21 protein-coding genes are annotated in these 22876 nt (G+C 71.0%); 16 read left to right on the top strand and 5 right to left on the bottom strand.

The features are described 5' to 3' along the window. The first annotated feature begins 124 nt into the window (after positions 1-124). The 10 genes from ACH5AC_RS13030 (at position 125) to ACH5AC_RS12985 (ending at position 11871) form a co-directional block, all read left to right on the top strand. The gene (locus ACH5AC_RS13030; protein WP_398861815.1) at positions 125-2509 is read left to right on the top strand and encodes a SpoIIE family protein phosphatase; all 2385 of its coding nucleotides are present in this window, start codon (positions 125-127) and stop codon (positions 2507-2509) included. After that, the gene (locus ACH5AC_RS13025; RefSeq protein ID WP_398861814.1) at positions 2506-3609 is read left to right on the top strand and encodes a substrate-binding domain-containing protein; all 1104 of its coding nucleotides are present in this window, start codon (positions 2506-2508) and stop codon (positions 3607-3609) included. The genes ACH5AC_RS13030 and ACH5AC_RS13025 overlap by 4 nt, the downstream gene beginning before the upstream one ends. Before the next feature lie 388 nt (positions 3610-3997). Continuing rightward, positions 3998-4165 (top strand): hypothetical protein, encoded by a 168-nt coding sequence (locus tag ACH5AC_RS13020; RefSeq protein WP_398861813.1) that lies wholly within the window; start codon positions 3998-4000, stop codon positions 4163-4165. Continuing rightward, entirely contained in the window at positions 4162-4323 is a 162-nt protein-coding gene (locus ACH5AC_RS13015; RefSeq protein WP_398861812.1) for a hypothetical protein, read from the top strand. Before ACH5AC_RS13020 ends, ACH5AC_RS13015 begins: the two co-directional genes overlap by 4 nt. Further along, positions 4320-4685, top strand: coding sequence for a signal peptidase I (locus tag ACH5AC_RS13010; RefSeq protein ID WP_398861811.1), 366 nt, complete (start codon positions 4320-4322; stop codon positions 4683-4685). Before ACH5AC_RS13015 ends, ACH5AC_RS13010 begins: the two co-directional genes overlap by 4 nt. Before the next feature lie 244 nt (positions 4686-4929). Continuing rightward, positions 4930-7236 (top strand): beta-L-arabinofuranosidase domain-containing protein, encoded by a 2307-nt coding sequence (locus ACH5AC_RS13005; protein WP_398861810.1) that lies wholly within the window; start codon positions 4930-4932, stop codon positions 7234-7236. A 119-nt stretch (positions 7237-7355) separates the two neighbouring features. Continuing rightward, positions 7356-8792, top strand: a complete 1437-nt coding sequence (locus ACH5AC_RS13000) for a non-reducing end alpha-L-arabinofuranosidase family hydrolase (protein WP_398861809.1) — start codon at positions 7356-7358, stop codon at positions 8790-8792. An 89-nt stretch (positions 8793-8881) separates the two neighbouring features. Next, on the top strand, positions 8882-10528 hold the full coding sequence (locus ACH5AC_RS12995; protein WP_398861808.1) for a glycoside hydrolase family 27 protein: 1647 nt from the start codon (positions 8882-8884) through the stop codon (positions 10526-10528). A 132-nt stretch (positions 10529-10660) separates the two neighbouring features. Further along, a complete protein-coding gene (locus tag ACH5AC_RS12990) occupies positions 10661-11575 on the top strand; it encodes a HipA family kinase (RefSeq protein ID WP_398862205.1) in 915 nt (304 codons plus the stop codon). Continuing rightward, positions 11572-11871, top strand: coding sequence for a SelT/SelW/SelH family protein (locus ACH5AC_RS12985; RefSeq protein WP_398861807.1), 300 nt, complete (start codon positions 11572-11574; stop codon positions 11869-11871). The genes ACH5AC_RS12990 and ACH5AC_RS12985 overlap by 4 nt, the downstream gene beginning before the upstream one ends. Here ACH5AC_RS12985 and aceB read toward each other — a convergent pair. Both aceB and ACH5AC_RS12975 read right to left on the bottom strand, forming a co-directional pair. Then, entirely contained in the window at positions 11861-13483 is a 1623-nt protein-coding gene (gene aceB / locus ACH5AC_RS12980) for a malate synthase A (protein WP_398861806.1), read from the bottom strand. The two genes, ACH5AC_RS12985 and aceB, sit on opposite strands and share 11 nt — an antisense overlap. Before the next feature lie 184 nt (positions 13484-13667). Further along, positions 13668-14267 (bottom strand): NTP transferase domain-containing protein, encoded by a 600-nt coding sequence (locus ACH5AC_RS12975; RefSeq protein ID WP_398861805.1) that lies wholly within the window; start codon positions 14265-14267, stop codon positions 13668-13670. A 235-nt stretch (positions 14268-14502) separates the two neighbouring features. On the opposite strand from ACH5AC_RS12975, the gene ACH5AC_RS12970 reads away from it, so the two are divergent. Further along, positions 14503-14790, top strand: a complete 288-nt coding sequence (locus ACH5AC_RS12970) for a DUF5955 family protein (protein ID WP_398861804.1) — start codon at positions 14503-14505, stop codon at positions 14788-14790. A 37-nt stretch (positions 14791-14827) separates the two neighbouring features. Here ACH5AC_RS12970 and ACH5AC_RS12965 read toward each other — a convergent pair whose 3' ends face one another. Next, a complete protein-coding gene (locus ACH5AC_RS12965) occupies positions 14828-15622 on the bottom strand; it encodes an IclR family transcriptional regulator (protein WP_398861803.1) in 795 nt (264 codons plus the stop codon). A gap of 248 nt (positions 15623-15870) precedes the next feature. On the opposite strand from ACH5AC_RS12965, the gene allB reads away from it, so the two are divergent. Both allB and alc read left to right on the top strand, forming a co-directional pair. Beyond that, entirely contained in the window at positions 15871-17211 is a 1341-nt protein-coding gene (allB, locus tag ACH5AC_RS12960) for an allantoinase AllB (protein ID WP_398861802.1), read from the top strand. Between the two features lie 33 nt (positions 17212-17244). Further along, positions 17245-18372 carry an allantoicase gene (alc, locus tag ACH5AC_RS12955; RefSeq protein ID WP_398862204.1) on the top strand — a complete coding sequence of 376 codons (1128 nt, stop codon included), beginning with the start codon at positions 17245-17247 and terminating at the stop codon, positions 18370-18372. Between the two features lie 117 nt (positions 18373-18489). On the opposite strand, the gene ACH5AC_RS12950 is transcribed toward alc, so the two are convergent. After that, on the bottom strand, positions 18490-19242 hold the full coding sequence (locus ACH5AC_RS12950; protein WP_398861801.1) for an SDR family oxidoreductase: 753 nt from the start codon (positions 19240-19242) through the stop codon (positions 18490-18492). A gap of 247 nt (positions 19243-19489) precedes the next feature. Here ACH5AC_RS12950 and ACH5AC_RS12945 point away from each other — a divergent pair, with 247 nt between their 5' ends. Next, positions 19490-20131, top strand: coding sequence for a dihydrofolate reductase family protein (locus ACH5AC_RS12945; protein WP_398861800.1), 642 nt, complete (start codon positions 19490-19492; stop codon positions 20129-20131). Positions 20132-20221: 90 nt separating this feature from the next. Then, positions 20222-21130, top strand: coding sequence for an alpha/beta hydrolase (locus ACH5AC_RS12940; RefSeq protein WP_398861799.1), 909 nt, complete (start codon positions 20222-20224; stop codon positions 21128-21130). Positions 21131-21174: 44 nt separating this feature from the next. On the opposite strand, the gene ACH5AC_RS12935 is transcribed toward ACH5AC_RS12940, so the two are convergent. Continuing rightward, a complete protein-coding gene (locus ACH5AC_RS12935) occupies positions 21175-21375 on the bottom strand; it encodes a hypothetical protein (RefSeq protein WP_398861798.1) in 201 nt (66 codons plus the stop codon). Positions 21376-21555: 180 nt separating this feature from the next. On the opposite strand from ACH5AC_RS12935, the gene ACH5AC_RS12930 reads away from it, so the two are divergent. After that, a complete protein-coding gene (locus ACH5AC_RS12930; protein ID WP_398861797.1) occupies positions 21556-22815 on the top strand; it encodes a sensor histidine kinase in 1260 nt (419 codons plus the stop codon). The last annotated feature ends 61 nt before the right edge of the window (positions 22816-22876 follow it).

The following is a 22876-nucleotide window of genomic DNA, read 5'->3' as shown; positions in this document are numbered from 1 at the left end:
GGTAGTTGCGGACGTGCCTCATGACGGCCGTACCCGGACCGGTCCCGGTCCCGCGGACACCGGTTCACCGCCGTCGACGTGGCAGAACGCCCGAAGTGATCGGGCTCTGACCTTCGCCGGGGCGGTGCTGGCGGCTGTCTATGTGCCGGTCGCCGGGCAGGACGAGCTTCGGCTGCTGGAGACGGCGGGTCACGGCCCCGCCTCCCGGTACGGGCTGCCGGAGCGTGTGCCCCTGTCCGGCGGATCCCCTGCCGCGCGGGCGTTCCGCACCAACCGGCCGCTGTGGCTGATCCCCGAGGGACTCACCTTCCTGCCGGATGACATGGCGGGCGCGGAGGGCCGGCCGGCGACGCCCCGCGAGACATCACTCGGCGTGCTGCCCCTCGGCGCGGAGGGCACGCCCCTGGGCTGTCTCGTCGTCGTCGGGGCGTCCGCCGACGGCTTCGCGGCCGAGCAGCGCCACTTCCTGGAGAAGTACGCCGACTCGGTCGCCGGCCTGCTGGTGTCCGCGCGCCCCGCCTCCCTGCTGGGGCCCGCCCTGCGCACGCTGCGCACCGGCTCCTTCGTCCTCGTCCCGCACACGGGCCGCATCCAGGCGGACGAGACGCTGCTCGAACTGGTCGGCATCACACCGGACGACTTCGACGGCAAGGCCGACACCCTGCTGGTGAACGCCCTCCCGGAGGACATGCACGCGCTGATGGCGGTCCTCGAACCCACCACCCCGGCCTTCGGCCGGCGGGAACTGGAGTTCCGGGTCCGCTGCCCCACGGGCGAGACCCGCTGGCTGAGCCTGAGCTGCCAGGCGCTGACGGGCACCGACGACCGGCCGGAGCAGGTGCTGGGCGTGGTCACGGCGACCTCGGTCCAGCGCCGCAGCTCCGACGACGTGACCCGCATCCAGTGGCTGACCGCCGCACTCGACGAGGCCACCACGGTCCGTGACGTCGGCCGCATCGCGGTCACCGCGCTGCGGGAGCCGCTGGGCGCCGACCGGGTGGCGCTCGCCGAGCTGCGCGACGACCGGCTCGTGGTCACGCTGCTCGACCCGCCGCAGCCCTCCGCCTGGCCGGAGGTATGGCGTGCCGAGTGGCGCACGGAGTGGCCCGACGCCCCGGTCGGCGCCCTGCCCACCCTTCAGCTGGCGCTGCGCGACGGGCGGATGGACCTGTGGCCCGCCGGCACCCCCCTCGAACCGGGGCTCGCCGGCGTCGGCGACGGAGGTCTCGCCGTCCTGCCGCTGCCCGCCAAGGGCGGGGCGGTCGGTGTCTGTCTGGTCGGCTGGGACCAGCCGCACGAGTTCACCCCCGAGGAGCGGGCCGTGCTGACCGCGACCGCGGTCCTGGTCGGGCAGGCCCTGCAGCGGGCGCACGCGCACGACGCCGAGGAGGAACTCGCGACGATGCTTCAGCGCAGCCTGCTTCCCCGGCGCCTGCCCGAACTGCCCGGCGGGACGGCCGTCGCCCGCTATCTGCCCGCCCGGCGCGGACTGCAGGTCGGCGGTGACTGGTACGACGTCATCGTCATCTCCGAGGACCGGGTCGCGTTCGTCATCGGCGACGTACAGGGACACAGCGCCGCCGCCGCGACGATCATGGGGCAGATGCGCACCGCGGTCCGGGCCTACGCGGTGGAGGGCCACCCGCCCGACGTGGTGGTCTCCCACGCCAACCGGCTCCTCGTCGGCATGGAGACCGATCTGTTCGCCACCTGCTGCTATGTCGAACTGGACATGGAGGAGGGCACCACCCTGGTCGTGCGGGCCGGGCACCTCGCCCCGCTGGTGCGCCATCCCGACGGCAGAGCCGAGGAGGTGCAGGTCGAGGGCGGGCTCCCGCTGGGCATCCTCGCCGAGGCGGAGTTCCCCATGACCGCGGTGACACTGACCCCCGGCACGGTGCTCGCCCTGGTCACCGACGGCCTGGTGGAGGCCGCCGACCTGCCCCTGGACGAGGGCATGGACCGCACGCGCGGCGCGCTCGCCGCGGCCGACCCCGCCCATCCCGGGCGGATGGCCGACGAGCTGCTCGGCGACATCGGCCGGCGCGAGGACGACGTGGCGCTGTTGCTGCTGCGCTACGACGGCATGCGCACCCGGCCGACCCGGGCCGGCTGGGTGGTGTGGCGGCTGCCCGACGCCGTCACGCACGCCCGCCGCTTCACCGCGCGCACGCTGCGGCGGTGGCAGGCCGCCGAAGCGGCCGACGCCGTGCTGCTGGTCGTGTCCGAACTGGTCACCAACGCCCTGGTGCACACCCAGGGACCGGTCCGCCTCGACCTGATCCTGCGCGGGGACCGGGTGCGGGTGTGCGTGAACGACTCCTCGCCGCGGGCGCCCGCCAAACCGGTCGTCGTGGGCTGGGAGGCGACCGGCGGCCGTGGCCTGCTGCTGGTGGAGGCGATGTCCGAGTCCTTCGGCTCGGTGCCGGTGGCCGGCGGCAAACAGGTGTGGAGCGAGATCCGCGTGCCACGGACCGCTCGTGCCACGGATCGGGAGGAACGGCCATGAAGACCCCGACCCGTGCACGGCAGGTCGTCGCGGCGCTCGTCGCCGGGCTCGTCATGACGCTTCTGACGGCCTGTGCCGAGGACGGCGGGCCGGACGACGGCGGGGCGGACCAGGACGGCTTCGCCGTCGGCCTGCTGCTCCCGAGCCGGGAGCTGCCGCGCTGGGAGCAGTCCGACAAGCCGCTGATCGAGGAGCGGCTCAAGCAGCTGTGCCCGCGCTGCACCCTGGAGTACGCCAACGCCGGGAACGACGCGACGCGGCAGCGCCAGCAGATGCTCTCCATGATCACCGAGGGGGTCCGGGTGCTGATCCTCGACGCCGTGGACAACAAGGCGCTCCGCTCCTCCATCCAGGAGGCACGCGAGACGGGCGTGCCCGTCGTCGCCTACGACCGCCTCGCCCAGGGCCCGATCTCGGGTTATGTCTCCTTCGACGGCGAGCAGGTCGGCCGGCTCCAGGGCGAGGCACTCCTGAGGGCGATGGGCGAGAAGGCGACCGGCGGGACCGTTGTCATGCTGAACGGAGATCCGGCCAGCCCCAACGCGGCCTGGTACCGCGAGGGCGCGCTGTCCGTCATCGAGGGCAAGGTGACGATCGGCAGGTCGTACGACACCCGCGGCTGGAGCACGGACAGCGCGCACGCCAACATGTCCGCCGCCATCGCCGCCCTGGGCCCGTACCGCATCGAGGGCGTGCTGGCGGCCAACGACGCCATCGCCGCCGGCGCCATCTCGGCCCTCAAGCGCGCCGGTCTGCGCGACCTTCCCCCGGTCACCGGCCAGGACGCCGACCTGGAGGCCGTACGGCGCATCGTCAAGGGCGAGCAGTACATGACGGTGTACAAGCCGTTCCGGGAGCAGGCCGCCGCGGCCGCCGGCATGGCCGTGGCCCTGGGGCGGGGCGAGGACGTCGACGACGTCGCCACGACGACGATCGACAGCCCCACCACCCGGCGCATCCCCTCCGTGCTGCTCACTCCGAGCGCGGTGACCGTCGACACCATCGAGCGGACACTGGTCGAGGACGGCGTGTACACCGTCGACCAGATCTGCACCCGAAAGCTCCGGCCCGCCTGCGCCGAGGCCGGACTCTCCCCGTGAGGACCGCCGGTCGCACCGGAGCAGCTGGGCTTACGGGCCGTCCTCCGCGAAACACTGGTAGCCGGCGGGCAGTTCGGCCCGGCCGGTCACGCTGAGCTTGCGGTAGACGCGGGTCAGGTGCGGCGGGTCCTCCACGTCCTCGGCGGGCGGTTCGGGAGCGTCGTCCGCGTCGTTGCTCAGCAGCGCGCGGTCCCGGGGTGCGGCGCCCGCACCCGGCCGCCGGGCTCGGCTCCTACGCCGTCCAGCTCGTCCGCAACGGCGGCGGCACCGCCGTCGGCATCCTGAGCTCACTGAAGGCGGACCGGGTGCGCGCCCTCCGCTGCGACCTCGTCATCAACCAGGACGCGATCGGCCTGGACCGGGACATCTCCGACGACCCGAAGCGACCGTGGAAGCCGGCAAGCGGCTGGGCCGCATCATCCGCGGCCACTTCGGCGTCGTCTTCGACTACATCGGCAAGGCCACCTTCGGCCTGTCCGTGTTCGTCGTCCGACGCGGCGGAACAGTCGTCACCTGCGGCTCCAACACCGCTTCGACAACCGCTACCTATGGATGAACCTCAAGCGGATCGTGGTCAGCCACGCCGCCGACCTCCAGGAGCAGTCGGAGCGCAACCCCCTGTTCCACCTCGGCCCCCACACCCTGCGCGACCGCCTCGGCGAACACCACCTCAACCCCCTGCGCGCCGCCCGCTGCTACTTTCCGGAGCCATGACCGACAGCGTGTACGTGGGCAACGCGGGCAGGGACGCGACACTGGACCAGGGGTGGCTGCTGGGGCATTTCAAGGACGTCTGCGATCCTCGGCACAGCGAGGCCGTGGAGATCAAGTGGGGAGTCCACCCCCAGGGCGATGAGCGGGCTCAGTGGGTGACGGGCGAAGAGCGCACAGCCCTGCTGGTCCTCATCAGTGGGCGGTTCCGGGTGGAACTGCCCGGGCGCAGTGTTCTCCTGGCCGAGCAGGGGGACTACGTGGTGTGGGGCCGGGGTGTTGGTCACTCCTGGTTCGCGGAGGAGGAGTCCGTGGTTCTCACGGTCCGCTGGCCCTCTGTCCCGGGCTACAAGGTGGCCGGTTGATCCCGTACGTGCACTCCTGACGCTCCTTCTGTACACATCCCATGTCTGGCTTGGTGTCAGGGCGTCGACCGGATGCTCATTCGGAAGTGGCCAAGGATTTCGTGTCACAAGACTAGACACGGGCAACGTTCATATCCGTTAATCCATCCCATGTGTCAGTGGAGAGGGCCGATGGGTCCGAGATGCCTGTGACGTGCTGCACCCGACCGTCGTACATGTGAGCCCACACACCGAAAGGTGAGAGATGCCCTCCTCCGTCAGCAGACGGCGCCTCCTGCAAGCAGCCGGGGCCACCGCCGCCGTCTCTGCCACCGGATCCTTCATCGGCAGTTCCCCCGCCCACGCGGCGATACCCCCCGCAAGAGCCGACATCGGGGTCTTGGCGCACCCCTTCGAACTCGGCCAGGTCCGGCTCACCGCGAGCCGGTGGCTGGACAACCAGAACCGTACGCAGAACTACCTGCGGTTCGTCGATGTCGACCGACTGCTGTACAACTTCCGCGCCAACCACCGGCTGTCCACCAACGGCGCGGCTCCCACCGGCGGTTGGGAAGAGCCGACGTTCCCCTTCCGTACCCACTTCCAAGGGCACTTCCTCACGGCATGGGCACAGCTCTACGCCGTGACCGGGGACACCGTCTGCCGGGACAAGGCAACCCACATGGTCGCGGAGTTGGCCAAGTGCCAGGCCAACAACGGCGCCGCCGGTTTCAACGCCGGGTACCTCTCCGGCTACCCCGAGTCCGACTTCACCGCTCTCGAGCAGCGGACCCTGAACAACGGCAACGTGCCGTACTACACCATCCACAAGACCCTCGCCGGCCTGCTGGACGTATGGCGCCACATCGGCAGCACACAAGCCCGTGACGTGCTGCTCGCCCTGGCGGGATGGGTCGACTGGCGCACCGGCCGGCTGAGCGGCCAGCAGATGCAGACCATGCTGGGTACCGAGTTCGGCGGCATGAACGCCGTGCTGACCGATCTCTACCAGCAGACAGGCGACGCGCGGTGGCTCACGGTCGCCCAACGGTTCGACCACGCCGCGGTGTTCGACCCCCTGGCGTCCAACCAGGACTGGCTCAACGGACTGCACGCCAACACCCAGGTACCCAAGTGGATCGGGGCCGCCCGGGAGTACAAGGCCACCGGCACGACCCGCTACCGGGACATCGCCACCAACGCCTGGAACATCTGCGTCACCTCGCACACCTATGCCATCGGCGGCAACAGCCAGGCCGAGCACTTCCGCCCCCCGAACGCCATCGCCGGCTACCTGAACCAGGACACCTGCGAAAGCTGCAACACCTTCAACATGCTCGTCCTCACCCGGGAACTGTTCGCGCTGGATCCGAACCGGGTCGCGCTGATCGACTACTACGAGCGGGCTTGGCTCAACCAGATGATCGGCCAGCAGAACCCGGCCGACAACCACGGCCATGTCACGTACTTCACCCCGCTCAACCCGGGTGGCCGACGCGGCGTGGGCCCGGCGTGGGGCGGCGGCACCTGGAGCACCGACTACGGCTCCTTCTGGTGCTGTCAGGGCACGGGCCTGGAGATGAACACCAGGCTGATGGACTCCATCTACTTCCGCAGCGACAACACGCTGACCGTGAACCTGTTCGTGCCCTCGGTGCTCAACTGGTCGGAGCGCGGGATCACCGTCACCCAGACCACGACATACCCCGTCAGCGACACCACGACCCTGCAAGTCACCGGCAACGTCAGCGGAACCTGGGCGATGCGCATCCGCATACCGGGCTGGACCACCGGGGCCACCGTCAGCGTCAACGGCGTCGCGCAGAACATCACCACCACCCCCGGCAGCTACGCCACCCTGACCCGCTCCTGGACCTCCGGCGACACGGTCACCGTCCGCCTGCCCATGCGGATCGTCATGCGAGCGGCCAACGACAACGCGAACGTCGCCGCGATCACCTACGGCCCGGTGGTCCTGTCGGGCAACTACGGCAACTCCGCGCTCAGTTCCCTCCCGTCGCTGAACACGGCCTCGATCACACGAACCAGCAGCAGTTCGCTCGCCTTCACCGCCACCGCCAACGGCTCCACCGTCAACCTGGGCCCCTTCCACGACGCGCACGGCCACAACTACACCGTCTACTGGAGCACCAGCGGCACCGTCCGCCTCGCCAACGTGGGCAGCGGTCTCGTGCTGGGCATCCAGAACATGTCCACGGCCGACGGCGGCCGCGCTCTGCAGTGGACGGACTCGGGCACCGCCGACCACAACTGGGAAATGATCACCGACGGAAACGCGGTCCGCTTCCGCAACGCCCACAGCGGCAAGGTGCTCGGCGTCCAGGGCCGGTCCATGGAAGACAACGCGACCGTCCTGCAGTGGTCGGACAACGGCACCGCCGACCACAGATGGACGCTGCTCGACCAGGGAGACGGGACCTACAAGATCCGCAACGAGAACAGCGGCAAGTTGCTCGCCATCGCGAACAACTCCACCGCTGTCGGCGCGTTCGCAGTCCAGGACTCGGACAACGGCGCGGCCGACAACCGGTGGCGCATCGTGCAGAACTAGCGCCTGTTGCGGAAGCAGATCTCGGTCGTACTCCATCATCCAGTTTTGTTCGATGCTTCGACCCTTGGTCGATATATCGAACGCCCCCCACCCGCTCACTCAAGGATCACGAGGTCCCCATGCACAGAGGAAGTTCCAGCCGCAGACGTCTGTCTGTGGCGCTCGCCGCCGCGGTCGCGGCCCTGGGCTCGCTGGCGGCGATGCTCGTCGCCACCCCGGCTCAGGCGGCTACCACCGGCGAACTGCGCGGTGTCGGTTCCGGCCGGTGTCTCGACGTGCCCGGCCTCAGCCAGACCGACGGCACGAACCTGCACATCTGGGACTGCTGGGGCGGGACCAACCAGCAGTGGACGCTGACGGACAACAACCAGCTGACCGTGTACGGCAACAAGTGCCTGGATGTTCCGGGTAACGCCACGGCCGGGACCCGGCCGGTGATCTGGTCCTGCCACGGCGGTACGAACCAGCAGTGGCGGGTGAACGCCGACGGCACGGTCGTCGCCGTGCAGTCCGGGCTGTGCCTGGACGTCTCGGGCGGTGCCACGGCCAATGGCACGGCGGTGCAGCTCTGGAACTGCACCGGCAGCAACAACCAGAAGTGGACCGGCCTGTCCGGGACGTCGCCCACGTGTTCTCTTCCGTCGACCTACCGGTGGACGTCAACCGGCCCGCTGGCGGAGCCGGCGAACGGGTGGGTCGCGCTGAAGGACTTCACCACCGTGCGGTACAACGGTCAGAACCTGGTCTACGCGACCACGTCCAGGCCCACTGCTGACGGATCGGCGTGGGGCACGATGGCGTTCCGCCCCTTCACGAACTGGTCGGACATGGCGACAGCCACCCAGACCGGGATGAACCAGGGCACTGCGGTGGCGCCCAAACTGTTCTACCTCTCGACCAAGAACATCTGGGTGCTGGCCTCGAACGGGTGGGGTACCCCCTGGAAATTCTCCTACCGCACGTCCAGCGACCCCACCAACCCCAATGGCTGGTCCGCCCCGCAGCCGCTGTTCACCGGCGACCTCCCCGAAGGCGGCCCGATCGACCCGACCCTGATCGCCGACGACCAGAACATGTACCTGTTCTTCGCCGATGACCTCGGCGGCATCTACAGGTCGACCATGCCGCTCGGGAACTTCCCGAGCAGCTTCGGCTCGTCGTACACGACGGTCATGAAGGACACGGTGAAGAACCTGTTCGAGGCGCCCGAGGTCTACAAGGTCCAGGGCCAGAACCAGTACCTCATGATCGTTGAGGCTCGGGGTGCGACCGAGCAGCGCTTCTTCCGCTCGTTCACCGCCCCCAGCCTGAACGGTCCGTGGACCCCGCAGGCCGCCACCGAGAGCAACCCCTTCGCGGGCAAGGCCAACAGCAATGCCACCTGGACCGACGACATCAGCCACGGTGACCTGATCCGCGTCAACGCCGACCAGACCATGACCATCGACCCCTGCAACCTGCAGTTCCTCTACCAGGGCCGCAGCCCCGGCACTCCACAGAACACCCCCTACGGGCTACTGCCGTACCGGCCGGGCCTCCTGACCCTGCAGCGCTGACCCGCGCGCACCTGATCACAAGTTCGTGACCGTTCCCCTCAGGCCCGCACAGCGGCTTCCGCTGTGCGGGCCAGGAAGGACCACCCCCCATGGTTCCCCTCCGCAGACGACTGCCGCGTCTCCTCGCGGCCGCCGCGCTGACGCTCACCGCCTGCGTCACCGCCTCCGTCACCACGACCGCCGAGGCCGCACCGGGCAGCCCGGCGCTCACCCCGCCGTTGGGCTGGAACAGCTGGAACAGCTTCGGATGCGGCATCACCGAGGCCCAGGTCCGCCAGGCCGCCGACGCGATGGTGTCCTCGGGCATGAAGGACGCGGGTTACCAGTACGTCGTCGTCGACGACTGCTGGTTCGACCCGCAGCGCGACTCGGCGGGCAACCTCCGCGCCAACCCGACCAAGTTCCCCAGTGGCATGAAGGCGCTCGGGGACTACATCCACAGCAAGGGCCTGAAGTTCGGCATCTACCAGGCGCCCAACGAGGTCACGTGTGCGCAGGGCGTGGGCACCTACCCCGGCCGCACGGGCAGCAAGGGCCACGAGGCCCAGGACGCCGCCACGTTCGCCTCCTGGGGCGTCGACTACCTCAAGTACGACTGGTGTTCCGGCAGCGGAACCCTCAGCGAGCAGGTCGCGCAGTTCACCATCATGCGCGACGCCCTGCGCGCCACCGGGCGTCCGATCGTCTACAGCATCAACCCCAACAGCTTCCACGCCCCCACCGGCGACAAGTTCAACTGGGGCGAGGTCGCCGACCTGTGGCGGACGACCGAGGACCTGCTGGACATCTGGCAGAACAACAACACCAACAGCTATCCGATGGGCGTGGGCAACGTCCTGGACGTCACCGCGCCGCTGGCCGCTCAGTCGGGTCCGGGCCACTGGAACGACCCCGACATGCTGGTTGTCGGCCGTCCCGGTCTGTCGCTGACGGAGTCCCGTTCCCACTTCGCCCTGTGGGCACTCATGGCTGCCCCGCTGATGGCCGGCAATGACATCCGCAGCATGTCCGCCGACGTGAGCGCGATCCTGCGCAACCCGCGTCTGCTGGCGGTGAACCAGGACTCGCTGGGCGCGGGCGGGCGCCGGGTGCGCGATGACGGCGACACGGAGGTGTTCGCCAAGCCCCTGTCCGACGGCTCGGTCGCCGTGGGCCTGTTCAACCGGGGAGGGAGCACCACGACCATCACCGCCTCGGCCGCGCAGGTCGGCCTCACGGGCGGGTCGTTCACCCTGACCGACCTGTGGACCGGCGGCACGTCCAGCACGTCCGGGCAGATCTCGGCGAGCGTCCCCGCGCACGGTGTCGCCGTGTTCAAGATGACCGGCGGCAGCCCGCTGGCCTCCACCACCGCACGCCTGCGCGGTACCGGATCCGGCCGCTGCCTGGACGTGGACCGCGCCGCCACCGCGGCCGGGACCCAGACGCTGATCTGGGACTGCCACACCGCCGCCAACCAGCTGTGGACCACCTGGGCCGGCGGCGAGATCCGCGTCTACGGCGACAAGTGCCTGGACGCCTCCGGCCAGGGCACCACCAACGGCACCCGGGTCATCATCTGGCCCTGCAACGGCCAGAACAACCAGAAGTGGACCACGCAGGCCGACGGGTCGATCCGCAACGTCAACGCCGGGCTGTGCCTCGACGTCAATGGCGCCGCCACGGCCAACGGGACCCCGCTGATCCTGTGGACCTGCAGCGGCACGAACAACCAGAAGTGGACCACGCTCCGGTAACCCGCCATCCCCACCGGAGGAGGGGCAGTCCCACGACAGCTTGCCAAGCTGCGGGGACTGCCCCTCCTCCCCGGCTGTCACGCTTGGTCACTATGCTCGTTTCATGGCAATCGAGCAGTGGGGCCTTTGAAGATGCTGAGAGAGGTCACCGCCACCCGCTACGTCACGCCCCTCCGCTCCGGCGGTTCCGTCCCCGCCGTCGTCGAGGCCGACGACCTGGGGACGTACGTCGTGAAGTTCACCGGCTCCGCCCAGGGCCACAAGTCGCTGGTCGCCGAGGTGATCGTCGGAGAGCTGGCCCGGGCCCTCGGGCTGCGCTTCCCCGAGCTGGTGCTGGTGCACTTCGACCCGGTGATCGCCGCGCACGAGCCGCACCAGGAGGTGCGGGACCTGCACCTGGCCAGCGGGGGCGTCAACCTCGGCATGGACCATCTGCCGGGGGCCAGGGACTTCACCCCGCAGGTCGCGAGGACCTTCCGCGTGGATCCGCTGGAGGCCGGCCGGATCGTCTGGCTGGACGCCCTCACCGCCAACGTCGACCGTACGGTCCACAGCTCCAACCTGATGATCTGGCCGACCTTCGGGACGGTCCCGCCGCGGCTGTGGCTGATCGACCACGGCGCGGCGCTGGTCTTCCACCACCGCTGGGACGCCACCGACCCCGAGAAGGCGTACGACTTCCGGCACCACGCCCTCGGCCACTTCGGCCCCGACGTGCGGGCCGCCGACGCCGAGCTGGCCCCCAGGGTGACGCGGGAGCTGCTGCGCTCGGTCACGGAGTGCGTACCGGACGCCTGGCTCACCGGTGAGGACGGGTTCGCCGCACCGGACGACATCCGGGCGGCCTACGTCGACCACCTCCACACGCGCGTACGGGCCTCCGCGGCCTGGCTGCCCACCGACTTCCCCACCCGGGAGGAGCTCGCCGCCGAGGACGCCCTTCGCGCGGCACGCACCCAGCAGGGCCGTCCGGACTGGCTCAAGCGGGTCCCCGACCTGCACGGCAAGCCGGCGGCGGAACAGGATTGGTCGGTGCACCTGGGATGAGTGACATCCAGCGCGTCGAGATCGAGTACTGCACCCAGTGCCGCTGGCTGCCCCGGGCGGCCTGGCTGGCGCAGGAACTCCTGACGACCTTCGAGAGCGAGCTGACGGAGCTGTCGCTGAAGCCCGGCAGGGGCGGTGTCTTCGTCGTCCGCGTGAACGACGAGGTGGTGTGGGACCGGCGTGAGCAGGGCTTCCCCGAGCCCACGGCCGTGAAGCGGGCCGTACGCGACCGAGTGGCCCCGGGGAAGTCCCTGGGCCACTCGGACAGCGCCGCGCAGGACGACGTCATCCCGTGAGCTGCTCGTACGCCGGCAGGGTGAGGAAGTCCGCGTAGTCCTCGTCGAGCGCGACCTTCAGCAGCAGGTCGTGGGCCTGCTGCCAGTGGCCGGCCGCGAAGGCGTCCGCGCCGATCTCCTCGCGGATCGCGGCCAGTTCCTCGGCGGCGACCTTGCGGGCCAGCTCCGGGGTGGCCTTCTCGCCGTTCTCGAACTCGACGCCCGCGTTGATCCACTGCCAGATCTGGGAGCGGGAGATCTCGGCGGTGGCCGCGTCCTCCATCAGGTTGAAGATGGCGACCGCGCCGAGGCCGCGCAGCCATGCCTCGATGTAGCGGATGCCGACCTGGACGGCGTTGACGAGGCCGTCGTACGTCGGCCTGGCGTCCAGCGAGTCGATGGCGATCAGGTCCTCCGCCCTGACGTCGACGTCCTCACGCAGCCGGTCCTTCTGGTTCGGCCGGTCGCCGAGGACCCGGTCGAAGGACTCCATGGCGATCGGGACCAGGTCGGGGTGGGCGACCCAGGAGCCGTCGAAACCGTCGTTCGCCTCGCGGTCCTTGTCGGCGCGGACCTTCTCGAAGGCGACCTTGTTGACCTCGGCGTCCCGGCGGGACGGGATGAACGCCGCCATGCCGCCGATGGCGTGCGCGCCGCGCTTGTGGCAGGTACGGACGAGGAGTTCGGTGTACGCCCGCATGAACGGGGCGGTCATGGTGACCGCGTTGCGGTCGGGCAGGACGAACCTGGCGCCGCCGTCACGGAAGTTCTTCACGATGGAGAACAGGTAGTCCCAGCGGCCGGCGTTCAGCCCGGAGGCGTGGTCGCGCAGTTCGTAGAGGATCTCCTCCATCTCGTACGCCGCCGTGATCGTCTCGATCAGGACGGTGGCGCGGACGGTGCCCTGCGGGATGCCGACGTGGTCCTGCGCGAAGACGAACACGTCGTTCCAGAGGCGGGCCTCCAGGTGCGACTCCGTCTTCGGGAGGTAGAAGTACGGGCCCTTGCCGAGGTCGAGCAGCCGCTGGGCGTTGTGGAAGAAGTACAGGCCGAAGTCGACGAGGGCGCCCGGCACCTGCTGTCCGTCGACCTCGATGTGACGCTCGTTCAGGTGCCAGCCGCGCGGGCGCATGACGACGGTGGCGAGTTCCGCGTCCGGGCGCAGGGCGTACGACTTGCCGGTGCGCTCGTCCGTGAAGTCGATGTTCCGGGTGTAGGCGTCGATCAGGTTGAGCTGGCCCAGGACGACGTTCTCCCAGGTCGGCGCGGAGGCGTCCTCGAAGTCCGCGAGCCAGACCCGCGCGCCGGAGTTGAGCGCGTTGACGGTCATCTTGCGGTCGGTGGGGCCGGTGATCTCCACGCGCCGGTCGTCCAGGGCGGCGGGGGAGGGGGCGACCCGCCAGGAGTCGTCCGCGCGGATCGCGGCGGTCTCGGGGAGGAAGTCGAGCGTGCAGGTGCGGGCGATCTCGGCGCGGCGGGCCGCCCGGCGGGCGAGGAGCTCGTCACGGCGCGGCGTGAACCGCCGGTGCAGCTCGGCCACGAAGGCGAGCGCCGCGTCGGTGAGGACCTCTTCCTGCCGGGGCAGGGGTTCGGCGTCGACGATGGCCGGCGGGGACGGCGCTGGTGCGGACATGAGCTGTCACTTCCTTCAGCGGTGGCACCGGGTGCCTGTCTGTGCGAACGGGGCATTTCGCACCGGCTGTGCGGCCAGGTGCTTCTGATCAGTGGATAGTAGTTTCCTCATCGTGGAACTTCAATGGTTTGTTGATGTCGAGATTCTCCGAGTCGAGGCAAGGTGGCTCTCGGTGCCACCCCGTTCACTCAAGGTGGCCCAGGTCCGCCTCCGTGTCGATGTCGTACGGCCGGGCCACGTCCCCGCACTCGACGAGCCGGATGTCCTTCTCGTGTGCCCGCAGATACGCCCGCGCCCCCTGGTCCCCGGTCGCGCTCGCCGCGATCCCCGCCCAGTGGTCGGCGCCGAGCAGCACGGGATGGCCGCGCAGACCGTCGTAGGCCGCCGCGGCCAGCGAGGCCCCGCCCTCGTACGCGGCGAGCACCCGGGCCACCGCCTGCGGCCCGATGCCCGGCTGGTCCACCAGCAGCACCAGCGCGGCCCGCGCCCCCGTTCCGGTGAGCGATTCGAGCCCGGCCCGCAGTGACGAGCCCATGCCCCGCTCCCACTGCGGGTTCCGTAGAACCGTGCATCCGTCGAGCCGCGCCCGCTCCCGTACGTTCTCGGCGGCGGCCCCCAGCACCACGTGCACGCGCGCGCAGCCGGCCGCCCGCAGTACGCCGACCGCGTGTTCGACGAGCGGGCGGCCCCGGTGTTCCAGCAGTGCCTTGGGGCGTCCGCCGAGCCGCCGTCCGCCGCCGGCGGCCAGCAGCAGTCCGGCGACCTGGTCCTCGATGTGCGTCATGCCTCCTGCATACCTGACCGCCCTTGCGTGCCGGACTGTTCCCTGCCCGCCTTACGCTCTCCCGCGGCTGAATTTCCGTCCGCGCTGTGGCGCGGTGGCGCGGGGTGGCGTTTACTGGCCCGCGTCCCTTGGCGCCCGACTGCCGTCATGGGACGCAGGGTGGGAACGGAACGGACTCGTGCACCAGGACGTACGAGGGGGCGGAGCTGTGTTGCGGAGCTTGGGGCAGAGGCCAGTGACCGGCAGCGACAACGATCCGAGGGTGACCGGACTGCGGACGGCGGTGTCCCGGCTGCGCCGTCAACTCGCCGCGTTACCCACCGAGTTCCCCGACCGGGGCATCGCGGAGGACGAACTCGCGGCGCTGGCCGCGATGACGATCGACGGGATGCCCGACGTCCCGCGCCTGCGGCGCTCGTTACTGGTCATCGCCGGCGCGATCGGCTCCGTCAGCGCGCTGTCCCGGGGCCTGTCGGACGTACGCACGGCGGTGGAACTGTTCGGGGAACCGCCGCGGGCCTAGCTTGATCTTTGACCTGTGCGGCGGGGTCGCGGTTCGGTCAGGAGTGGTTCTGGCTGACCAGGGCCGCGGAGAGCTCCCCGGCGATCTGCTGGAGCACCGGCACGATCTTCTCCGTGGCGGCCTCCGTGACCCGGCCCGCCGGGCCGGAGATGGAGATGGCCGCGGCGGTGGGGGAGTCGGGGACGGGGACCGCGAGGCAGCGCACGCCGATCTCCTGCTCATTGTCGTCGACCGCGTACCCGGCCCGGCGCACCTCCGCCAGCGCGGCCAGGAAGCCGTCCGGTGTGGTGATCGTCTTCTCGGTGGCGGCGGGCATGCCGGTGCGCGCGAGCAGGGCGCGCACCTCGTCGTCCGGGAAGCTCGCCAGCAGCGCCTTGCCGACGCCCGTGGAGTGCGGCAGCACCCGCCGGCCGACCTCGGTGAACATGCGCATCGAGTGCTTCGACGGCACCTGGGCGACATAGACGATCTCGTCGCCGTCGAGCAGGGCCATGTTCGCCGTCTCGCCGGTCTCCTCGACCAGGCGGGCCAGGTGCGGGCGCGCCCAGGTGCCCAGCAGCCGGGAGGCCGACTCGCCGAGGCGGATCAGCCGCGGGCCCAGCGCATAGCGGCGGTTGGCCTGCTGGCGTACGTATCCGCAGGCCACGAGCGTGCGCATCAGACGGTGGATGGTCGGCAGCGGCAGCCCGCTGCTCGCGGACAGCTCGCTCAGCCCCACCTCGCCGCCCGCGTCGGCCATCCGCTCCAGCAGATCGAAGGCGCGCTCAAGGGACTGGACGCCTCCGCCGGCGGACCGGGCGGAGTCGGTGGTGCTGGCGCTGGACGTCGGCACGGCGCGTTCCTTTCGGACTGACGGGAGGGCAGAAGCCTACCCGCCGGTCGGTTGACTCCCCGCTGGGGCACAGCTACGTTCTGCTGCTCGGAAGTTTAATTCCGCTTCGTGGAAACGTCCAGAGGTCGGGCGTGGGGTGCACTGTGGAGAGTGTGCCCCTTGACGGCTCGGAGGCGGGGGTGAAGACTCCTTCAACAGAAAGTTGAATTCCGTTACGCGGAAGTTAACGGCGGCAGAGAGGGGTCCGGGTGTCCGACGCTGAACTGGTGCTGCGCTCGACGCGCGTCATCACACCCGAGGGAACGCGAGCCGCCTCGGTCGCGGTGTCCGCGGGCACGATCACGGCCGTACTGCCGTACGACGCCGACATCCCGTCGGGCGCCCGCCTGGAGGACCTCGGCGACCACGTCCTGCTGCCCGGCCTGGTCGACACCCACGTCCACGTCAATGACCCCGGCCGCACCGAGTGGGAGGGCTTCTGGACCGCCACGCGCGCGGCGGCGGCCGGCGGCATCACCACCCTCGTCGACATGCCGCTCAACTCCCTCCCGCCGACCACCACGGTCGACAACCTGCGGGTGAAGCGGCAGGTCGCCGCCGACAAGGCGCACATCGACGTCGGCTTCTGGGGCGGCGCCCTGCCCGACAACGTCAAGGACCTGCGCCCGCTGCACGACGCCGGGGTCTTCGGCTTCAAGGCGTTCCTGTCGCCCTCCGGCGTCGACGAGTTCCCGCACCTCGACCAGGACCGGCTCGCCCAGTCCCTCGCCGAGATCGCCGGCTTCGGCGGGCTGCTCATCGTGCACGCCGAGGACCCGCACCACCTCGCCGCCGCCCCGCAGCAGGGCGGCCCGAAGTACGCCGACTTCCTCGCGTCCCGCCCGCGCGACGCCGAGGACACCGCCGTCGCCGCCCTCGTCGCGCACGCAAGGCGCCTCCACGCGCGCGTGCACGTACTGCACCTGTCCTCCGGCGACGCCCTGCCGCTGATCGCCGAGGCCAAGGCCCAGGGGGTGCGGATCACGGTCGAGACCTGCCCGCACTATCTGACCCTGACCGCCGAGGAGGTCCCGGACGGCGCCAGCGAGTTCAAGTGCTGCCCGCCGATCCGCGAGTCGGCCAACCAGGACCTGCTGTGGCAGGCGCTGGCGGACGGCACCATCGACTGCGTCGTCACCGACCACTCGCCGTCCACGGCCGACCTGAAGACGGACGACTTCGCGACGGCCTGGGGCGGCATCTCCGGACTCCAGCTGAGCCTCGCGGCCGTGTGGACCGAGGCGCGCCGGCGCGGGCACGGCCTGGAGGACGTGGTCCGATGGATGTCGACCAGGACGGCCGAACTGGTGGGGCTCCAGGACCGCAAGGGCGCCATCGAGGAGGGCCGCGACGCCGACTTCGCCGTCCTCGCCCCCGACGAGACCTTCACCGTGGACCCGGCGGCCCTCCAGCACCGCAACCGGGTGACGGCATACGCGGGCCGGACCCTGCACGGCGTCGTGAAGTCCACCTGGCTGCGCGGCGAACGCATCGTCGCGGACGGCGAGTTCACCGAGCCGAAGGGACGCCTGCTCACCCGCCCCCGCTGAATCCCACCCGACGAGCTCCGAAAGGCAGACCCGATCACCGTGACGGCGATACCGATACCCCGCTTCACCGGCGACGCGAACCCCTACGGCGGCGGCGACCCCTACGCGGACTACCGCACCGCCGACTTCCCCTTCACCCGGTACGCCGACCTCGCCGACCGGCGGCTCGGCGCCGGTGTCATCGCCGCCAACGACGAGTTCTTCGCCGAGCGGGAGAACCTGCTGGTGCCGGAGCGCGCCGAGTTCGACCCCGAGGACTTCGGGCACAAGGGCAAGATCATGGACGGCTGGGAGACCCGGCGCCGGCGTGGCGTCTCGGCCGAGCACCCGTGGCCGACGGCCGACGACCACGACTGGGCGCTGGTCCGACTGGGCGCGCCGGGAGTCGTCCGGGGGATCGTGGTCGACACGGCCCACTTCCGCGGCAACTACCCGCAGGCCGTGTCCGTCGAGGGCACCTCCGTGCCCGGCTCGCCGTCGCCGCGGGAGCTGCTGGCCGACGACGTCAAGTGGACGACGATCGTGCCGCGCACGCCGGTCGGCGGACACGCGGCGAACGGTTTCTCCGTGTCGGTGGAGCAGCGCTTCACACACCTGCGCGTGAACCAGCACCCCGACGGCGGCATCGCCCGCCTCCGCGTGCACGGCGAGGTCGTACCCGACCCCGAGTGGCTCTCGGTGCTCGGCACCTTCGACGTGGTCGCCCTGGAGAACGGCGGCCAGGTCGAGGACGCCTCGAACCTCTTCTACTCCCCGGCGACCAACACCATCCAGCCCGGCCGCTCCCGCAAGATGGACGACGGCTGGGAGACGCGCCGCCGCCGCGACCAGGGCAACGACTGGATCCGCTACCGGCTCGCCGCACAGTCCCAGATCCGCGCGATCGAGATCGACACGGCGTATCTGAAGGGCAACAGCGCGGGCTGGGCGTCGCTGTCGGTGCGGGACGGTGAGGACGGCGACTGGCGTGAGATCCTCCCCCGCACCCGCCTCCAGCCCGACACCAACCACCGCTTCGTCCTGCCGACCCCGGCGGTCGGCACCCACGCGCGCGTGGACATCTTTCCCGACGGGGGGATCTCCCGCCTGCGTCTGCACGGCTCCCTGACCGAGAAGGGTGCCGCCCGGCTGTCGGCCAGACACCAGGAGCTGAGCACCTGACGCTGGTCAGCGAAGCGCCGGAACCGTGGTCCCGGCTCCGGCGCTTCGGTCCTGCCGCCGTTCTGCACCCCTTCAGCGGGTTGCCCACCGGCAGTCGGCCCAGGCGTCACCCGCCGGCTACGCCGAGTGGCCTCCGTCCACCGAGAACTCCGCCCTCGTGACGTATGCCGCCCCCGCGAGATGCACGACCATGTCGGCCACCTCCTCCGCGGTGCCGAACCGCCCCAGCGCGGTCATCGCCGCCTGCCCCGCCGCATAGGGCCCGTTGGCCGGATTCATGTCCGTGTCGGTCGGCCCGGGGTGAACGATGTTCGCGGTGATCCCGCGCCCGCCCAGCTCCCGCGCGAGCGCCTTCGTCAACCCGACCAGCGCCGACTTGCTCATGGTGTAGAGGGTGCCGCCGGGCCCGGGCACCCGCTGCGTCATACAGCTGCCGACGGTGATGATCCGCCCGCCCCCGCCCATGCGCCCGGCGGCCGCCTGCGACGCCAGGAACACCCCGCGCACGTTCACCGCGAGCACCCGGTCCACATCGGCGAGCGACAGCCCCTCCAGCGGCCCGAGCAGCCCGACACCCACGTTGTTCACCAGCACGTCGAGCCCGCCCAGCGCCTCCGCCGCGCACCCCACCGCCCCGGCCGCCTCCTCCGCGTCGGCGGAGTCCGCCCGCAGGGCCACCGCCCGGCGCCCCAGCGCCTCCACGGCCCGTACGACGTCCAGGGCCGCGTCCTTGCCGTGCACATACGTCACAGCCACGTCCGCGCCCGCCCGGGCGAGCCGCAGCGCCGTGGCCGCCCCGATACCCCGGCTGCCACCGGTCACGAGAGCCACCTTGCCGTCCAGCGTCCTGATGTCCTCGGTCGTTGTCATGCCTCCATGCCACCGTCCGGCACGGAAGGACGCTGGCGGCGAACGGACATGTATGCCGCACGGGCGGGCCCCGGCCGACCCGCCGGAGCCGAGCCCGGCCGGACCGTCCACCGCGGAGGCCGGCGAGCCCCTGGCGTTCCGTGGCTGAGGTCCGTACGGCCGAGCGATGAGTTGCGGGTGCCGGTGGGGTCTGAAGTGATGACGGACAGGACCCCACCTCTCGGACTCCCGGAAGAAGGCACCCGACATGGGCAAGCTGGTCTCCACCATCTTCGTCAGCCTCGACGGCGTCTACCAGGCGCCCGGCGGCCCGCAGGAGGACACCCGCGACGGCTTCGAGCAGGGCGGCTGGAGCGTCCCCTACGGGGACGACGACTTCGGCCGCTTCGTCACCGACGTCTTCGACCGCGTGGACGCCTTCCTCCTCGGCCGCCGGACCTACGACATCTTCGCCGCCTACTGGCCCAAGGTGACCGCCCCCGACGACCCGGTCGCCTCCCGCCTCAACACCCTGCCCAAGTACGTCGCCTCCACCACTCTGACCGACCCGTCCTGGACCGCCACCACGGTGCTCGGCGACGACCTCGCCCAGGAGGTCACCGCGCTCAAGGAGCGCACCGACGGCGAACTCCAGGTCCACGGCAGCGGCGCCCTGCTGCGCTCCCTGTTCGACCTCGACCTGGTCGACACCCTGCACCTGCTGACCTTCCCGGTGGTGCTCGGCGCGGGCCGCCGCCTGTTCACCGAGGGCACCCTGCCCACCGCCTTCCGGCACACCGGCGGACGGATCACCGCAGCGGGCGTCTCCATCCAGTCGTACGACCGCGTCGGACGCCCGGAGTACGGCTCGTACGAACTGCCCGACAGCGGGCCCGGGGAGGGCGCGTAGCCCGCAGGCCGTTCAGAGGTGCCGCGCGCCTATTGCGGGATGTGAGGGGAGCGTCCATCATCAGGATTCCTGATAGTTTAACTTTTGGATATGCGGGGTGGGGCCGTGCTGTTCAGTTCAAGACTCCAGGCCAGAGGTGTCCAGCTGCTGCTCGGCCGCGTGATGGCCCGCGTGCATGAGGAACTGCGCTTCACCGACATCCCGACGCACACCGAAACGCTCCGGGTGGACACCGGAGCCGGACCGGTGACCTGCACCGTCTACCGTCCGCCGGCCGCGACCGGAGCCCTCGCTCCGGTCTACGTCAACTTCCACGGCGGCGGGTTCGTGATCGGCCGCCCGGAACAGGACGACCACATCTGCCGCTACATAGCCGCCACGGCCGGCTGTGTCGTGATCAACGTGGACTACGCGGTCGCCCCGCAGCGGCCGTTCCCCGTCCCCGTGACCCAGGCATACGACGTCACCGCGTGGGTCGCCGAGAACGGCGCCGCGGGCGGCTGGGACGGTTCCCGGCTCGCCGTGGGCGGACACAGTGCGGGCGCCAACCTGACCGCGGCGGTGTGCCGCCTGGCCCGGGAGCGCGGCACCTTCACCCCCCGGCTCCAGATCATCGACTCCGCACCGCTGGACCAGCTCGCCGACCCGGCCACCAAGCAGTCCCTCATCGCCAAGCCGCTGCTCAGCCCCCAGCTCATGCGGATCTTCACCGCCGCGTATGTCCCTGACCCGGCCGACCGGGCGCAACCCCTCGTGTCGCCCGGCCTGGCCGACGACCTCTCCGGTCTGCCGCCCGCCCTGGTGATCACCGCGGAGAACGATCGCCTGCGCGACGAGGGCGACGCCTACGCCAAGGCCCTGGAGGCCGCCGGTGTCCCGGTCACCCACCGTGTCTTCGAGGGCGTCGACCACTACTTCACCCACACCGGCCCGGTGCCGGAGGCGAAGGAGGCCATCGATCTGATGGCCACCACGCTGCGCGCCGCCCTCGGCGACTGACCCCGCCGCTCCGACCGAGGCTACCCCTACCTCTTGACGCCCCCTCAGCCGGACCCCCGGCTCTCCGCGGCGGCGAACAGCGCGAACGCCAGCACGACCAGCGTGACGCTCGCGTACACCTCGTAACCGTCGAGGAAGCCGATCCGCTGCACGAAACCGATGTCCCAGTCGGTGAACTCGTGCACCAGGCCCAGTCCGCCCTGCACCAAGGCGACGAATCCGACCACTTCCAGCAGTTGCTTCATGCACCCGAGCCTCGCCCCGCGGACCCGTCGACCGAGTCGGCCGCGGGGTGCGGCGGGTGCGACGCAAGTCCCCCGTTCGGGGCGGCCGTTCGCGACCAAAGTAGGAGGTGCCGCGACTTAGGTCGGCGATCCCGCCCACGGGTGGGTGGCACGTTCCGGCCCTGCGTAGATTGGTCAACCGTGAACGGCAACGGGGACGGGACGGCGCAGACGGCGGAGCTCACCGGACGGCGGTGGTGGCTGCCCTCCGCACTGGTCCATGACCCGGGCCCGGACGAGGGGCGCCCGCGCCGGCCCAAGCGCACCGTGCGCGACTGGATCGTCGACTTCTCCTGCTTCCTGCTCGCCGTCGTCACCGGCATCGCGGCCGCCGACACCGTGGCCAACGACCCCGACCTGCCGCACGCCGTCGCCGTCCTCGACCAGCTGATCGGCGCGCTGGCCTGCGCGGCGATCTGGCTGCGGCGCCGCTGGCCGGTCGCGCTGGCCGCCACGCTGACGGTCCTGGGCTTCGCCTCGGACACCGCCGGCGGCGCGATCCTCATCGCCCTCTTCACCGTCGCCGTGCACCGGCCCTTCCGCTACGTCGCGTGGATCGGCGGCGCCCAGCTCGTCCTCGTCCCCCTGTACTACCTGCTGCGCCCGGACCCCGACCTGCCCTACCTCGTCGCCCTCGTGTTCGTCGCCGTGCTCACCGCCGCCGTCATCGGCTGGGGCATGTTCGTACGCTCCAAGCGGCAGCTCGTGGTGACCCTGCGCGACCGCGCCCGGCGCGCCGAGAGCGAGGCGCGGCTGCGCGCCGAGCAGGCACAGCGGCTGGCCCGCGAGGCCATAGCCCGGGAGATGCACGACGTGCTCGCCCATCGGCTCACCCTGCTCAGCGTCCACGCGGGCGCCCTGGAGTTCCGGCCGGACGCGCCCCGGGAGGAGATCGCCCGGGCGGCCGGCGTCATCCGGGAGAGCGCCCACGAGGCCCTCCAGGACCTGCGGGAGATCATCGGCGTGCTGCGCGCCGGTGAGTCCGACGACGCGGGCCGCCCCCAGCCCACCCTCGCCGCCCTGGACGCGCTGGTCGCCGAGTCCCGCGAGGCCGGCATGAAGGTCACCCTCGACCTGCGGGTCACCGACCCGGCCGAGGTGCCCGCCTCGGTCGGCCGCACCGCCTACCGCATCGCCCAGGAAGCCCTCACCAACGCCCGCAAGCACGCCCCCGGCACCGAGGTCGCGGTGACCGCCACCGGCGCCCCCGGCGACGGGCTCGCCCTCGCGGTGCGCAACCCCGCCCCCGGGGGCGACGTACCGCACGTCCCCGGCTCAGGGCAGGGCCTGATCGGCCTCACCGAGCGCGCCACACTGACCGGCGGGCGGCTCGACCACGGCCGCACCGCCGACGGCGGCTTCGAGGTGCGGGCCTGGCTGCCGTGGCCGGCCGCCGGGTGAGCCCGGGCGCATCCGGTCCCCGCCGTCCGTCACCGCCGTACAACCGTGATTACGTAAGGCA

The sequence above is a fragment of the Streptomyces sp. NPDC018693 genome, assembly GCF_044391385.1.
In the GTDB taxonomy this organism is placed as follows: Bacteria; Actinomycetota; Actinomycetes; order Streptomycetales; family Streptomycetaceae; genus Streptomyces.
This window is presented reverse-complemented; position numbering and strand designations above follow the sequence as displayed.

Excerpts from the sequence above, each read along its gene's own strand:
- aceB (WP_398861806.1), bottom strand. The coding sequence starts at position 13,483 with ATGTCCGCACCAGCGCCGTCCCCGCCGGCCATCGTCGACGCCGAACCC.
- ACH5AC_RS12935 (WP_398861798.1), bottom strand. The coding sequence starts at position 21,375 with ATGAAGCAACTGCTGGAAGTGGTCGGATTCGTCGCCTTGGTGCAGGGC.
- ACH5AC_RS12990 (WP_398862205.1), top strand. The coding sequence starts at position 10,661 with ATGCTGAGAGAGGTCACCGCCACCCGCTACGTCACGCCCCTCCGCTCC.
- ACH5AC_RS12995 (WP_398861808.1), top strand. The coding sequence starts at position 8,882 with ATGGTTCCCCTCCGCAGACGACTGCCGCGTCTCCTCGCGGCCGCCGCG.
- ACH5AC_RS13010 (WP_398861811.1), top strand. The coding sequence starts at position 4,320 with ATGACCGACAGCGTGTACGTGGGCAACGCGGGCAGGGACGCGACACTG.
- ACH5AC_RS12945 (WP_398861800.1), top strand. The coding sequence starts at position 19,490 with ATGGGCAAGCTGGTCTCCACCATCTTCGTCAGCCTCGACGGCGTCTAC.
- ACH5AC_RS12985 (WP_398861807.1), top strand. The coding sequence starts at position 11,572 with ATGAGTGACATCCAGCGCGTCGAGATCGAGTACTGCACCCAGTGCCGC.
- ACH5AC_RS12950 (WP_398861801.1), bottom strand. The coding sequence starts at position 19,242 with ATGACAACGACCGAGGACATCAGGACGCTGGACGGCAAGGTGGCTCTC.
- ACH5AC_RS13000 (WP_398861809.1), top strand. The coding sequence starts at position 7,356 with ATGCACAGAGGAAGTTCCAGCCGCAGACGTCTGTCTGTGGCGCTCGCC.
- ACH5AC_RS12975 (WP_398861805.1), bottom strand. The coding sequence starts at position 14,267 with ATGACGCACATCGAGGACCAGGTCGCCGGACTGCTGCTGGCCGCCGGC.
- ACH5AC_RS13005 (WP_398861810.1), top strand. The coding sequence starts at position 4,930 with ATGCCCTCCTCCGTCAGCAGACGGCGCCTCCTGCAAGCAGCCGGGGCC.
- ACH5AC_RS12940 (WP_398861799.1), top strand. The coding sequence starts at position 20,222 with ATGCGGGGTGGGGCCGTGCTGTTCAGTTCAAGACTCCAGGCCAGAGGT.
- ACH5AC_RS13015 (WP_398861812.1), top strand. The coding sequence starts at position 4,162 with ATGAACCTCAAGCGGATCGTGGTCAGCCACGCCGCCGACCTCCAGGAG.
- ACH5AC_RS13025 (WP_398861814.1), top strand. The coding sequence starts at position 2,506 with ATGAAGACCCCGACCCGTGCACGGCAGGTCGTCGCGGCGCTCGTCGCC.